We start from the raw sequence: 12597 nt of genomic DNA, 5'->3' as shown, positions 1-12597 counted from the left end.
ATTATGCCTCCTGCGGTTCTTCAGTGTCAGCGTCTTCGCTGTCATCCTCGGGTTGCGCCTGTGTCCCCTTCGAGCCCTTCAGCGCCGCCCAAAGACCGATGGCCGCGGCAAGTCCGATCAGGATCATACCGCCGACATGACCATGCCCCGCGATCTCTCCGATATGACCGGGATGGGCGATGGCGGGGCCAGCCAGCAGGCCAAGGGCAAGAAGTATCAGACGGGTCATACAGACATCCTTTCACGCATAATCTGGGCGCAAAGAGGCTGTCCCTTGTCATCGACGACGCTGCATCCGATCCCCGATTCGGGTCGATCATCGGCAGCCAACCTCTCTGGCCCAATGGGCTTCGTCGCTGATCCGTATAGGCACAGGAAAGAGGGTTCGCAACGGGAAAGGCGGCACGATGGGGTGCAAGGGCGACCAATGGCCACTTGTTCGTCGATTCTGTGTGTCGGGGGTCAGCTGCCTGTGCAGCCGCGAATATCCACTCCGCGCCCCGCCGACAGAACGGTCATACGCAGATTTGACCGATTCAGCAGAAAGGGTTTGCCGGAACTGGACACAAGATCGGCCACCGTGGTCAAAGCGCGGCCTTGCCGCTTGGTTGCGCGTTCCGACACCCAGACGGATGGATCAGCCGTTTCAACCACCACCACTTCGTTCGGGCCAAGCTGAGGCATTTCGATCTTCACGGTGACGCGCAACCCTTTTTTTGTGGGCTCAACCTCGCAAACGGCGCGTTTCAGCCCAGCTTCTTGCGCCGTATCCGGCCGTGCGCGGAGCGCCTGTTTGATCGGGGCTTTCGATCCGCCGCCTTGCGCTGGCAGTTCGACTGAAATCTTTGCGTCCATCGGCATACAGACATCCAGACATACGCCCAGATTGACGTTACCTGAAAGCGAAATAGGCTTGCCTTCTGTCTTGGGCACAAGCGTCATTGGCAATACCAATTCATGCGCATAGCCGATGGTTTGCATACCGCTGGTTTGAAACACTTCAGGCACCGGCCAGTGAAATTTCACAGCAGCCAGATTTCCTGACCCTTGCCAATTCAGACTGGGAGGGATTCCAGCTTCGCCCGGTGCGCGCCAATAGGTTTTCCAGCCGTCTGCCAACTGAATCCGCAACGCCGCCACGTGATGACCCTGTGCATCCCGCCAACCGGGCAGGACATCGATCTTGACCACATCTTCAGGGGCAGGAGGCATCCCACTGCCCGAAAACGCGGGTGTGATGAAGGCAGCAAGTGCAACGAGGGCAGCGGATATGGCGGATTTCATGCTCATGCTCCGATACATAGGTGTGGAACCTGTAATGTGAAATCACTTTTCGGGGAGAGATCGTTACCTTTTCCGGCCATTGTGTCTTGCCTTTCCCGATCCGCGGCGGTTTGCTGAAGGTATGAGTGTAGATGACAACACCACGATGGACCTGAGTGGCAAACTCCTGATCGCGATGCCAGGCATGGGCGATCCACGGTTTGAACATTCGGTTGTCTTCATGTGTGCCCATTCGCCTGAGGGCGCAATGGGGCTGATCGTCAATAAGCCTGCACCAGATGTTTCGCTTGGCGATATTCTTGCGCAACTGGACATTGATGCAAGCGCCGTGACCAAAGCTGCGCATGTGTTTTTTGGAGGGCCTGTCGAGGGCGGGCGGGGGTTTGTTTTGCATTCCGGGGAATACGACAACGATGCCTCAACTTTGAAAGTGGATGATGCGTTTTCGATGACTGCAACACGCGATATTCTTGAGGCTATGGCCAATGGTAATGGCCCCGAAAACACGCTGGCGGCACTTGGATATGCGGGCTGGTCGCCGGGGCAATTGGAAGCCGAAATCCAACAAAACGCCTGGCTAACCTGCGACGCGGAAGAGGCGATCGTTTTCTCTGATGACAGCGAAGGAAAATGGAAGGCTGCGTTGGCGAAGCTGGGGATCGACCCGCTGCTTCTGTCGGCAGAAGGCGGGCACGCCTAATCGCACCCTAGTCGCGAGGGGCTGCCGCCCGGCGCAAACGGTCGTTGATCGCCCGGCCCATCCCGTGATCAGGGATTGGTGACACTGCAATCGGCGCATCCCCTTCGGCGTCCAATTGGTGCAAATACCGAAACAGGTTGGCCGCCGCCTCGACCAGATCGCCGGATGGGGACAGGTTCAGGTCGGCCTCGACATGCCCGAAACCCAGCAGGCGTTCGTTGGGCCGAGCGGTTTCGGCGTTCAGGCGCAACGCCGCGTCCGGCGCATAGTGCGAGGATAGCTGACCGGGCGCATTGATCCCTGCGTTGATCTGACGGGTGGCGATGGCGCCGCCAAGGGCTGCCTCGATCGCCTCGACAGGCAGGCCGCCGGGGCGCAACAAAACCGGGGCGGGATCGAACCCGACGATCGTGCTTTCCAGCCCGACTTCGCAAGGACCGCCGTCCAGCACCGCCTCGATCCGGCCTGACAGGCCGTCCAGCACATGCCGAGCGGTCGAAGGGCTGATGCGACCTGATGGATTGGCAGACGGAGCGGCGACAGGGACGCCCGCAACCCTGAGCAATTTCGTCGCCAGCGAATCGGCTGGCACGCGAACCGCGACGGTGGGCAGGCCAGCAGAGACCAAGGCCGACAACGGGCCGTCAGGTTTTAGCGGCAACACCAACGTTAATGGCCCCGGCCAGAACGCCTGCGCCAGATCAAGGGCTGCACCATCTAGCGTTGCGATGTCTCTCACCGCCTCAAGCGACGGCACATGCACGATCAGCGGATTGAATTGAGGGCGGCCCTTGGCTTCGAATATCCGCGCAACAGCGTGGTCGTTCGTGGCGTCTGCGCCCAGCCCATAGACCGTCTCGGTCGGGAAGGACACAAGTGCGCCCGCGCGCAACAGCTCTGCCGCTTGCGCGATCCCGGCTGTGTCCGCCTTCAATGTTTCCGTTTCCAAGCTGTCCGCATTCATGACGCTGCGTTTTCCTTTGCCACCCCACTGACCTTCAGTAAGGAAGTATAAGGGCCCAGTTAAGGGCCTATTGCCCAGATGCCAAGAGATTTGCCGAGGACTTCCATGACCTACCGCGCGACAACCGACGATTTTCAGTTCCTGTTTGATCATGTCATCGGCTATGACCAGCTTCCCGAAACCGAGCTGTTTGCAGATGCCACACCCGATGTGGCGATGGCCGTTTTGACCGAAGCCGGTAAGATGTGCGAGGACATTCTTGCCCCTCTGAACCGCAATGGCGATCTGACCCCGGCTGTGCTGGAAAACGGCGTGGTGCGGACGTCACCGGGGTTTGCCGATGGCTACAAGGCAATCGCGGATGGCGGCTGGATCGGCATGGCGGCTGACCCCGAATTTGGCGGCATGGGCTTGCCCTTGACCCTGCAAACCGCCGTGAATGACATGATGTCGGCCAGTTGCCTGTCGCTGCAACTCTGCCCCTTGATGACGCAAGGCCAGATCGAGGCATTGGAGCATCACGCGTCGGACGCGTTGAAAGACCTGTATCTGCCCAAGTTGATCAGTGGTGAATGGGCGGGCACGATGAACCTGACCGAACCGCAGGCTGGGTCAGATGTGGGCGCGCTGTCCACCAAGGCCGAAGATAACGGCGATGGCACCTATGCGATCACCGGGCAGAAGATCTTTATCTCGTGGGGCGACAACGACATCACCGGGAATGTCTGCCACTTGGTGTTGGCCCGTCTGCCCGACGGTGCGCCGGGCACAAAGGGCATCAGCCTGTTTATGGTCCCCAAACTGATCCCCGATGCTGACGGCAACCCGGGCGAGCCAAACAGCCTGCGCGTCGTCAGCCTTGAACACAAGATGGGCCTGCATGGCAGCCCCACCGCCGTGATGTCCTTCGAAGGGGCCAAAGGCTGGATGGTCGGCGAGCCGCACAAGGGCATGGCCGCGATGTTCACCATGATGAACAACGCCCGCATGGGTGTGGGCGTGCAAGGTTACGGCGTGGGCGAACGTGCCTATCAGGAAGCACTGGCCTATGCGATGGAACGCAAACAGGGCCGCACCCCCTTGGGGGACGAAGGAACCGGTGCGATCATCGACTTTGCCGATGTGCGCCGCATGCTGACCCAGATGCGGACCGAGCTGTTTGCCGCACGATCAATGGCGATGTCGCTTGCGCTTGCAATTGATATGGCCCGCGCGACAGGCGACGAGGAATGGAAGGCGCGCGCCGCCCTTCTGACCCCCATCGTCAAAGCGTATGGCACCGAGGTCGGGATGCTGGTCAGCCATCTTGGCGTTCAGGTGCATGGCGGCATGGGGTTCATCGAAGAAACCGGTGCTGCTCAGCATTCCCGCGACGTGCGCGTGACCGCGATTTATGAGGGCACGAACGGCATTCAGGCGATGGACCTTGTCGGCCGCAAGATGATGGACGGGGGCGAGGCCGCCTTCCGCCTGCTGGACGAGATCGAAGCGCAGGCCGAAGCCGCCCGCGCCGAGTTTCCCAAAATGACCGAAGCTGTCTGGTCTGCCGCTGAAGATCTGCGCGAAACAATCGAATGGATGGTTGAACAAACCGATATGCAGGACCGTTTTGCCGGAGCGGTTCCTTTCCTGATGGGGTTCGCCCGAGTTGTGGGGGCACATTTCCACCTCCGCGCAGCGATTGCCGAAGGTGGCATGGGGCCACGGTCGGAACTTGCACGCTTCTACATCAATCGCTTGCTGCCGGAACATACAGCGCATCTTGTGCAAGCCCGCACAGGGGCGGCAGGGCTTTACACGCTTAGCCCGGAAGACCTGGCGTCGTGAACGAACCGACGCCAAGCACCCTGCGCTTCCCCTTCCCGGATGCTCCGGGCGAAGGCGAAGTCGTAGAAGTGGCAACGGGCGCTCTGTGGATGCGCCTGCCCCTGCCGATGGCGTTGGATCACGTGAATGTCTTTGCTTTCGAAGACCCCGAAGGCTGGACAATTGTTGATACCGGCTTTGACAGCAGACGAACCCGCCAAATCTGGGGAAAATTGCTTGCAGGCCCGTTGGGCGGGAAACGCATTGTGCGGGTGATCGTGACCCACCACCACCCTGATCACGTCGGGCTGGCAGGTTGGTTCCAGCGTGACCACGGCGCGGAATTGATCACAACGCGTACCGCGTGGCTCTTTGCGCGTATGTTGTTGCTGGATGAACAGATGGTGCCAGTGGATGAAACGCTGGCTTACTGGCGCGCGGCGGGCATGGCGCGGGACGTTTACGAGAAACGGCTGACCGAACGGCCCTTCAACTATGCCGACATCGTCGCCGACATGCCGCTGGGCTTTAAGCGAATCAAAGAAGGCAACCGCATTCACTTTGGCGGGCGCGATTGGGATGTGCGCATTGGCAATGGGCACGCGCCAGAACACGCGACGCTGTGGTCCACTGATGGCGCGCTTGTCATTGGCGGTGATCAGCTACTAGCCACGATCAGCCCGAATCTTGGAGTCTATGCCACCGAACCCGCGGCTGACCCGGTTGGTGATTGGCTGGAAGCCTGCGAACGCCTGTCGCACTATGCGACGCCTGATCAACTGGTTCTGCCCGGGCACAAGCTGCCCTTCACCGGTCTGCCCACCCGGATGCGCCAATTGATTGGCAACCATCACCACGCATTGGACCGGCTGGAGGAGTTTCTGACCGAACCCCATGTGGCTGGCGACTGTTTCCCGCCCCTGTTCAAGCGTGAAATTTCAGGCGGTGAATATGGGCTGGCCCTCGTCGAGGCTGTGGGCCATCTAAACCATCTGCTGCACGAAGGCCGCGTCACCCGCACGCGTCGCGAAGATGGCGCGTGGCTGTGGCAAAATGCCTAGCTGCGCCCACGCGGCACCACTTCGTGTCCCGGTTCCTCTGGCTCATCATCGACCATCTCGGCGGGGAAACCGGGGGCGGTGATGTCCAGCCCTGTCGCCTCTTCCAGTCTGCGAATGATGTCGTCTGATTGCGCACGATCGCCGTAGCGCGCGATGCCGTCGTTGAAAATCTTAACCATCAAAGGTGATATTTCGAGCGGCACGCCTGCCCGATCAGCGATGGCCTGAAACAAGCCGATGTCCTTTTTCACAAGATCCATGGTGAAGGAAATGTCGCGTGATCCGTTCAGGATCACCTGACTTTCTGTTTCATGCACGAACGAGGTGCCAGACGAGATTTTGATCGCCTCATAGGTTGTCGCAAGATCAAGGCCGGCGGCTTTCATCGTCACCATCGCTTCGCAGCACGTCAGCAAATTGGCAGTTGCCAAGTAATTTGTCATAACCTTCAGAACCGAGGCCGAGCCAAGCGGGCCAGTGTGCAAAATGCGCCGCCCCATCGTGGTTAGAAGGGGCAGCACCCGTTCAAACGTCGCCCGGTCACAGCCTGCAAAGATCGAGATATTGCCGGTGTCTGCCCGGTGGCATCCGCCCGACACCGGGCAATCGACCGCATCACCGCCGCGCGCGATCACCTCGGCGCCCAAGCGTTTGACTTCAGCCTCGTCAGTGGTGGACATTTCCAGCCAGATTTTGCCGGGTCGCACGTGATCCAGCATTTGGCTAACCACAGCATCCGAAGCAGCAGGCGACGGCAGGCAAGTGATGACGATATCGCAGTTTTGCATCAAGCCGGCAGGATCGTCCGCCGACCTTGCCCCGCGTGAGACAAAATTCGCGACAAGCTCTGGGTTTAGATCAAGCACCGTTATATCTTTGCCGTTGCGCAGCAAGCTGCCTGCCAGTTTCCCACCAACATTCCCCAAACCGACGAAACCGATTTTCATAGTAGTCCCTCCACTATCCCTGAGCCCCCGATCAAGCCCAGCATTCTCCCCCGAAAGCAAGATGCACCTGCTCTCGTGATCGTCACGTGACGCCATTGTTTGCTTGTGCCACAAAGGACTCAGAGAACTGTAGATCGTTGTGAGGCCAGATGGCGAAGAAAAAGCAGACAACCCGTTCCAACCCGCCCCGCGCGCGCACCGCAAAATGCAGTGAGGATGGTCCGGTTGTCGTTGATGACAAACCCTTGCCCAAGAAAGTTGCCGAAACGCCGCTGGAACAGAAAAGCCCAGCGGAATGGGCTTATGAGCGGCTGATCCTCTATATCAAGAATTTCGAAGAGCAGTTGGACAACGAACATGAAATCGCGATGGGCTTTACCGGTGGCGACGCCGGTGTGCTTCGGATTGAGGGGATCGGCTATTTCGATCCTGATGTGTTGACCTTCTATGGGTCGGACGGAGAAGGCATGAAAACACAGCTTATCCAGCATGTCAGTCAACTTTCGGTAATGCTGCGCGCCTTACCCAAACTGGTGGAAAGCGAAGCCCCCAATCGCATCGGGTTTCAGCTGGCTGCCGAGCTAGAAGAGGGTAACGACGCAGAAGCGTAACGTGCAATCCGGCTCGTGACAGGCGGTTTCAAATCGGTTATTCGGAACACCAACACAGTTTTGAACAGGAAAACAAACCATGGAAGATCACGTACACGGCACGATGGACACCGGCACACACGAGAAAACCTTTGAAGGGTTCGTAAAAATCTCGGCCCGTGCAGTCATCGCCTTTTTGGTGGTTCTGATCCTGCTGGCGATGTTCAACGCCTGAAATCACGACCTGTCGGTGTAGTAAGGATTTCCCAATGTTGCGATTGATCATGGCTGTGTCGCTTTTGCTGACACTTGCGGCCTGCGGTGGCGCAGATAACGTCTGGGCAAGCGACGAAGCTGTGGCGCGTGCAAAGTATCGTCATGGTGGGCCGACCAAGATCACTCTGTTTACCGTGGTTTCAAACAAATCCGGAGCAGGTGCGCATTCATCACTTTTGATCAACGGTTCCGAGCGCCTGATCTTTGATCCAGCTGGCACGTGGCACCATCCCAACTTGCCCGAAAGGTACGATGTCCATTATGGGATGACGGACAAGGCTGTCGATTTCTATATCGATTACCACGCCCGCATCACCTATCACGTCGTGCAACAGGACATCGTGGTCAGTCCGCAAGTTGCAGAAATGGCAATCCGTGCCGTAGAACGCTATGGCGCGGTTCCCAAGGCGCAATGCGCCACGTCGGTTGGAGCTATCCTGCGCAGTTTGCCGGGGTTCCAATCCATCTCGCCCTCGATGTTTCCAAAGAAAATCATGAAACAGTTTGGCGCTCTGCCCGGTGTGACCGAACGAAAGTTCTATGACGACGATCCGGAAGAAAACGGCGAGATTCTGACGCGCGGCATTTGATCCGCACGCCTATCCCAGCACGTAGAGAAGAGCATAAAGCGTGGCCGCGCCGGACAAGATCGCCGCCAGAACATTGCGGCTGAAATACCCAACGGACAATGTGACCAGCGCCGCCGACAGGCGCGCCGGGTCAGGTATCCCGTCTGTCGCGGCAGGCCACAGAACCAGCGGGGCGACCAGTCCTGGCAGCACCGCAACAGGTGTATAGCGCAGGTGGCGCAGCAACCATTCTGGCATCGGACGATCACCGACAATTCCCAGAAAGCTGAACCGGATCAGAAAACTGCCGATTGCCAGCGCAAAAATGACAATCCAGATCGTGGTGTGATCAACGCTCATTCCACCTCTGCCTTTCTTGCCATCAGGAGTTCGGTTTGCGCCCCTACAATCATCGCGCCGATGGCCGCCACAAGCAGGCCCGAACCATAAGGCATCCAAGTCATCAAAAGCGCCAGAATAACAGATGTCGTCGCTGCGGCCACATGCGCCAAGCTGCGCAATGCGGGCGCAATCATTGCAAGAAAGGTGATCGGCAGCGCGAAATCCAGCGCAAGCGAAGGCGGAACCTGCGCGCCCGCCACCGCCCCCACATAGGTTGCGACATACCACAATGGTGCCAGAGGTGCGACCGTGCCGACGTAGTAAGAGATGCGTTCAGAGACCGTTAGATCACGCTCCATCTCGAACTTGATCTGCGACAGGGCGTAGGCCTGATCAACCATAAAATAAGCGACAAGTGCGCGCTTCCATAATGGCGCCTGCCCCAAATATGGGGTCAAAGAGGCGCTATACATTGCCATACGCAGGTTCACCGCCAGTGCTGTCAGGATCACGATGATTGTCGGCGCGTTCTCGGTCATTAACTGAACGGCGGTGAACTGTGCAGCGCCCGCGATCACCAGCACCGAAAAGCTCATCACCTCGACCAAGTTCAAACCGGCTTCGGTTGCCACCACGCCGAACAACGCGCCGAACGGAACGATCACCAGAATAAACGGCAACGCATCACGCACACCGCGCAGGAAGTGTCTTTTGGGGTTGGACGAAGTCATATTCGGGTCCTAAGTTGCGCACTACGCTTACGGCGTCATGGCAGGAGTTTCAATTGGCCACCAAAGACAATCTTTCCGACTATCTGATCGCGCCTACCCCTGCCGACCTAAGTCTGACACGGACAGTCGCTGGCCATGATGAAGCAGGTATACCCATCCGAACGTCTGTCGTAGAAGAGCGCCCGCTGACAATTTTCCTGAACAAACGCGAGATTGTCACCGCGATGACCATCGGAGATTATCCTGAATATCTGGCGCTTGGGTTTCTGCGCAATCAGGGCATGTTGTCGGACACAGATCAGATCACCGGAGTAGATTATGACGAAGACATCGACACTGTCGTAGTCCGCACAGAAATCGAAACGGATTACGAGGATAAGCTGGCCCGCAAAACGCGCACGTCCGGCTGTGCTGTCGGCACCGTTTTTGGTGACATGATGGAGGGGCTGGAGGGGTTGACCCTGCCCCCCGCGCCGCTGAAAACCTCGTGGCTTTACACGCTGGCACAGAAGATCAACCGCACCCCGTCGCTTTACCTTGAAGCTGGTGCCATTCACGGTACGGTCCTGTGCCAGGAAGGCCGCCCGCTGGTCTATATGGAGGATGTGGGCCGCCACAACGCCGTCGACAAGGTGGCGGGCTGGATGCTGTCCGAAGGCGTCACGGGTGCCGACAAGATCCTGTATACGACGGGTCGCCTGACATCTGAGATGGTGATCAAGACCGCACAGATGGGCATTCCGATTTTGGTTTCTCGCTCCGGCTTTACCGCTTGGGGGGTCGAGATTGCGCGCGAGATCGGCCTGACCCTGATCGGGCGGATGCGCGGCCAACGGTTCACCTGCCTGTCCGGCGAAGACCGCCTGATCCGCGACACGGACCCCGCCCACGTGATCCACGAAGACCGCAAGCACCGCCGAAAGGGGGCTGGTGAATGACCAAACCCGACGGGATCATCCTAGCCGGGGGGCTTGCAACGCGGATGGGCGGCGGCGACAAGGGGTTGCTTCCTTTGGGGGATGGAACGCTTCTTTCGCAAGTTATCGACCGGCTGGCGCCGCAGGTAGGCGCGATGGCCCTGAACGCCAACGGCGACCCTTCGCGGTTCGCCGAACTAGGCCTACCGGTTGTGCCTGACAGCATCGACGGTTTCGCCGGGCCTTTGGCCGGTGTGCTTGCGGGGTTGGATTGGGCAGCGGCGCAGGGCGCGACCCATGTTGTCTCGGTCGCCGCCGACACGCCGTTTTTTCCACGCGATCTTGTCGATCAGCTGACGCAGGCGGCCCATGACGCCCACGCCCCCATTGCCCTTGCCGCCACGCTTGACCCGGAACGCGGCCCAATGCGTCAACCGACTTTCGGGTTGTGGGACGTCAGCTTGCGCGATGACCTGCGCGCGGCCATTGGAGACGGGCTGCGCAAAGTGGTCCAGTGGACCGAGCGGCACGGCGCGGCGCAGGCCGTCTTTGCCCCCGACCCGTTCGACCCGTTTTTCAACGTGAACACCCCCCAAGACCTTACCCGCGCACAATCCCTGTTGGAGTCCGCACCTTGAAAATCTTTGGCATCACAGGCTGGAAGAACTCCGGCAAAACCGGGTTGATGGAACGGTTGGTGGCCCATTTCGCTGCCAAGGGCTTGCGGGTTTCGACCCTGAAACACACCCATCACAGTGTCGATCTGGAACGTCCCGGCACCGACACCCATCGCCACCGCGAAGCTGGTGCGCAAGAAGTGGTGTTGGCCTCGTCCGCGCGCGTCTCGATCCTGCACGAACTGCGGGAAACGGATGAACCACGCCTTACCGATCTGATCGCCCGCCTGACGCCTTGCGATCTGGTGCTGGTCGAAGGGTTCAAATCCGCGCCTCATCCGAAAATCGAGGCCCACCGCGCATCGGCAGGCGAGGCGCTCTTAGCCCCGAAGAACCATACCATCCGTGCGGTGGCCAGCGACACGCCCCTACCCGCGCTCGGCCTGCCGGTATTTGACCTTGATGACACAGATGCAATCGCAGCGTTCATCGAAGTTGCGACCGGCATGACCCCTCGCAGCGCGCCCAAGCTGGCAAATGATTGTTTCGCCTTGCCGCCCGGTGTGAATTGGACCCCAGTTGATGAGGCGCTTGAGACGCTGGAAAGCCGCCTGTCCCCGATCACCGGCACCGAAATGATCCCGGTGGCAGATGCCCGCGACCGTATCCTGGCCTCGGACCATATGGCCGCCCGCGCCAATCCCCCCGGCGCCAACGCGGCGGTCGACGGATATGGCTTCGCCTATGCGGGCCTTCCCGATGGCGACAATATTAAAGTTCCCCTTGTCGATGGCCGTGCTGCGGCGGGCACACCTTTTTCAGGCACCGTGCCGATGGGCCACGCCATCCGCATCCTGACAGGCGCTTTGCTGCCCGACGGGGTCGATACGGTGGTCATGCAGGAAGATGTGCAAGTTGACGGCTCGATCATCAGCTTCCCGGCCGGCGTGAAACCCGGCGCAAACGCCCGCGCCGCTGGCGAAGACGTGGCAGCGGGCAAGCTCGCCCTGCCCGCAGGTCACAAGATGCGCGCGCCGGATGTGGCGCTTCTGTCAGCGCTCGGCATCGCGGACGCAGAGGTCCACGCCCGCCTGCGCGTCGGCGTCCTGTCCACCGGCGACGAGTTGGCCGAGCCGGGCACAACGCTGGATGTCGCCCGCACTTATGACGCCAATCGCCCCATGCTGCTGTCGCTGGCGGAAAACTGGGGCTACCTGCCTGTCGATCTGGGCCATGTCGCAGATGATCGGGACAAGCTGCGCCAAGCCTTTGACGATGCCGCAACAAAAGCCGATGTCATCCTGACCTCTGGCGGCGCATCGGCGGGCGACGAAGATCATGTCTCGGCCCTGCTTGAACAGACCGGATCGCTGCACCATTGGCGCATCGCCATCAAACCGGGCCGCCCGCTGGCACTTGCCCAATGGAACGGCACGCCCGTCTTCGGCCTGCCCGGCAATCCGGTCGCAGCCCTGATCACCACATTGATCTTCGCCCGTCCGGCTTTCTCGAAACTCGCGGGGGGCCCGTGGCTCACCCCACAAGCCTTTGACCTGCCCGCCGCATTCTCGAAATCAAAGAAAGCCGGACGCCGCGAATACCTGCGCGCGCGCTTGAACAAGGACGGCCATGCAGAGGTGTTCAAATCCGAAGGCTCAGGCCGCATCTCCGGCCTCAGCTGGGCCACCGGACTGGTCGAACTGCCAGACGAGGCGCTTAAGATCACCCCCGGTACACCCGTGCGCTTCCTGCCCTACACAGGCTTCGGCCTGACCTGACCCACTGTTTCTTCT

15 protein-coding genes are annotated in these 12597 nt (G+C 59.7%); 9 read left to right on the top strand and 6 right to left on the bottom strand.

The window, feature by feature from the left end; all coding sequences use genetic code 11:
• Position 1 precedes the first annotated feature (1 nt).
• Complete coding sequence (locus MWU51_RS15110) at positions 2-229, bottom strand: DUF6732 family protein (protein ID WP_247038506.1); 228 nt, start codon at positions 227-229, stop codon at positions 2-4.
• A 233-nt stretch (positions 230-462) separates the two neighbouring features.
• Positions 463-1284 (bottom strand): protein-disulfide reductase DsbD domain-containing protein, encoded by an 822-nt coding sequence (locus MWU51_RS15105; RefSeq protein ID WP_247038504.1) that lies wholly within the window; start codon positions 1282-1284, stop codon positions 463-465.
• Positions 1285-1405: 121 nt separating this feature from the next.
• Between MWU51_RS15105 and MWU51_RS15100 the strand changes: the two genes are divergently transcribed.
• Positions 1406-1984 (top strand): YqgE/AlgH family protein, encoded by a 579-nt coding sequence (locus tag MWU51_RS15100; protein WP_247038502.1) that lies wholly within the window; start codon positions 1406-1408, stop codon positions 1982-1984.
• A gap of 7 nt (positions 1985-1991) precedes the next feature.
• Here MWU51_RS15100 and MWU51_RS15095 read toward each other — a convergent pair whose 3' ends face one another.
• Entirely contained in the window at positions 1992-2948 is a 957-nt protein-coding gene (locus MWU51_RS15095; RefSeq protein WP_247038501.1) for an L-threonylcarbamoyladenylate synthase, read from the bottom strand.
• 105 nt (positions 2949-3053) lie between these two features.
• Here MWU51_RS15095 and MWU51_RS15090 point away from each other — a divergent pair, with 105 nt between their 5' ends.
• Together MWU51_RS15090 and MWU51_RS15085 are read left to right on the top strand one after the other, a co-directional pair.
• Entirely contained in the window at positions 3054-4775 is a 1722-nt protein-coding gene (locus MWU51_RS15090; protein ID WP_247038498.1) for an acyl-CoA dehydrogenase, read from the top strand.
• On the top strand, positions 4772-5815 hold the full coding sequence (locus tag MWU51_RS15085) for an MBL fold metallo-hydrolase (RefSeq protein ID WP_247038496.1): 1044 nt from the start codon (positions 4772-4774) through the stop codon (positions 5813-5815). Before MWU51_RS15090 ends, MWU51_RS15085 begins: the two co-directional genes overlap by 4 nt.
• Here the strand turns inward: MWU51_RS15085 and MWU51_RS15080 are convergent.
• On the bottom strand, positions 5812-6762 hold the full coding sequence (locus tag MWU51_RS15080; protein ID WP_247038494.1) for an NAD(P)-dependent oxidoreductase: 951 nt from the start codon (positions 6760-6762) through the stop codon (positions 5812-5814). The genes MWU51_RS15085 and MWU51_RS15080 overlap by 4 nt on opposite strands.
• A 149-nt stretch (positions 6763-6911) precedes the next feature.
• On the opposite strand from MWU51_RS15080, the gene MWU51_RS15075 reads away from it, so the two are divergent.
• The 3 genes from MWU51_RS15075 to MWU51_RS15065 all read left to right on the top strand — a co-directional run bounded on the left by MWU51_RS15075 (position 6912) and on the right by MWU51_RS15065 (position 8218).
• Positions 6912-7373 carry a DUF6173 family protein gene (locus MWU51_RS15075; protein ID WP_247038492.1) on the top strand — a complete coding sequence of 154 codons (462 nt, stop codon included), beginning with the start codon at positions 6912-6914 and terminating at the stop codon, positions 7371-7373.
• 79 nt (positions 7374-7452) lie between these two features.
• Positions 7453-7587, top strand: coding sequence for an aa3-type cytochrome c oxidase subunit IV (locus tag MWU51_RS15070; protein ID WP_247038490.1), 135 nt, complete (start codon positions 7453-7455; stop codon positions 7585-7587).
• Between the two features lie 34 nt (positions 7588-7621).
• Complete coding sequence (locus tag MWU51_RS15065) at positions 7622-8218, top strand: hypothetical protein (protein ID WP_247038488.1); 597 nt, start codon at positions 7622-7624, stop codon at positions 8216-8218.
• A 9-nt stretch (positions 8219-8227) separates the two neighbouring features.
• On the opposite strand, the gene MWU51_RS15060 is transcribed toward MWU51_RS15065, so the two are convergent.
• Together MWU51_RS15060 and MWU51_RS15055 are read right to left on the bottom strand one after the other, a co-directional pair.
• A complete protein-coding gene (locus MWU51_RS15060; protein WP_247038486.1) occupies positions 8228-8557 on the bottom strand; it encodes an AzlD domain-containing protein in 330 nt (109 codons plus the stop codon).
• Entirely contained in the window at positions 8554-9270 is a 717-nt protein-coding gene (locus MWU51_RS15055) for an AzlC family ABC transporter permease (protein WP_247038485.1), read from the bottom strand. The genes MWU51_RS15060 and MWU51_RS15055 overlap by 4 nt, the downstream gene beginning before the upstream one ends.
• A gap of 53 nt (positions 9271-9323) precedes the next feature.
• Here MWU51_RS15055 and MWU51_RS15050 point away from each other — a divergent pair, with 53 nt between their 5' ends.
• From MWU51_RS15050 to MWU51_RS15040, 3 genes are read left to right on the top strand one after another with little or no spacing between them, the layout of a single operon-like run.
• Complete coding sequence (locus MWU51_RS15050) at positions 9324-10208, top strand: formate dehydrogenase accessory sulfurtransferase FdhD (protein ID WP_247038483.1); 885 nt, start codon at positions 9324-9326, stop codon at positions 10206-10208.
• On the top strand, positions 10205-10825 hold the full coding sequence (gene mobA / locus MWU51_RS15045) for a molybdenum cofactor guanylyltransferase MobA (protein ID WP_247038481.1): 621 nt from the start codon (positions 10205-10207) through the stop codon (positions 10823-10825). Before MWU51_RS15050 ends, mobA begins: the two co-directional genes overlap by 4 nt.
• Positions 10822-12582, top strand: coding sequence for a bifunctional molybdopterin-guanine dinucleotide biosynthesis adaptor protein MobB/molybdopterin molybdotransferase MoeA (locus MWU51_RS15040; protein WP_247038479.1), 1761 nt, complete (start codon positions 10822-10824; stop codon positions 12580-12582). The genes mobA and MWU51_RS15040 overlap by 4 nt, the downstream gene beginning before the upstream one ends.
• Positions 12583-12597: the final 15 nt, after the last annotated feature.

This window comes from Aliiroseovarius sp. F47248L, assembly GCF_023016085.1.
Lineage (GTDB): Bacteria > Pseudomonadota > Alphaproteobacteria > Rhodobacterales > Rhodobacteraceae > Aliiroseovarius.
Note: the sequence above shows the minus strand (reverse complement) of the source record. Positions and strands in the feature narration are given on the sequence as shown.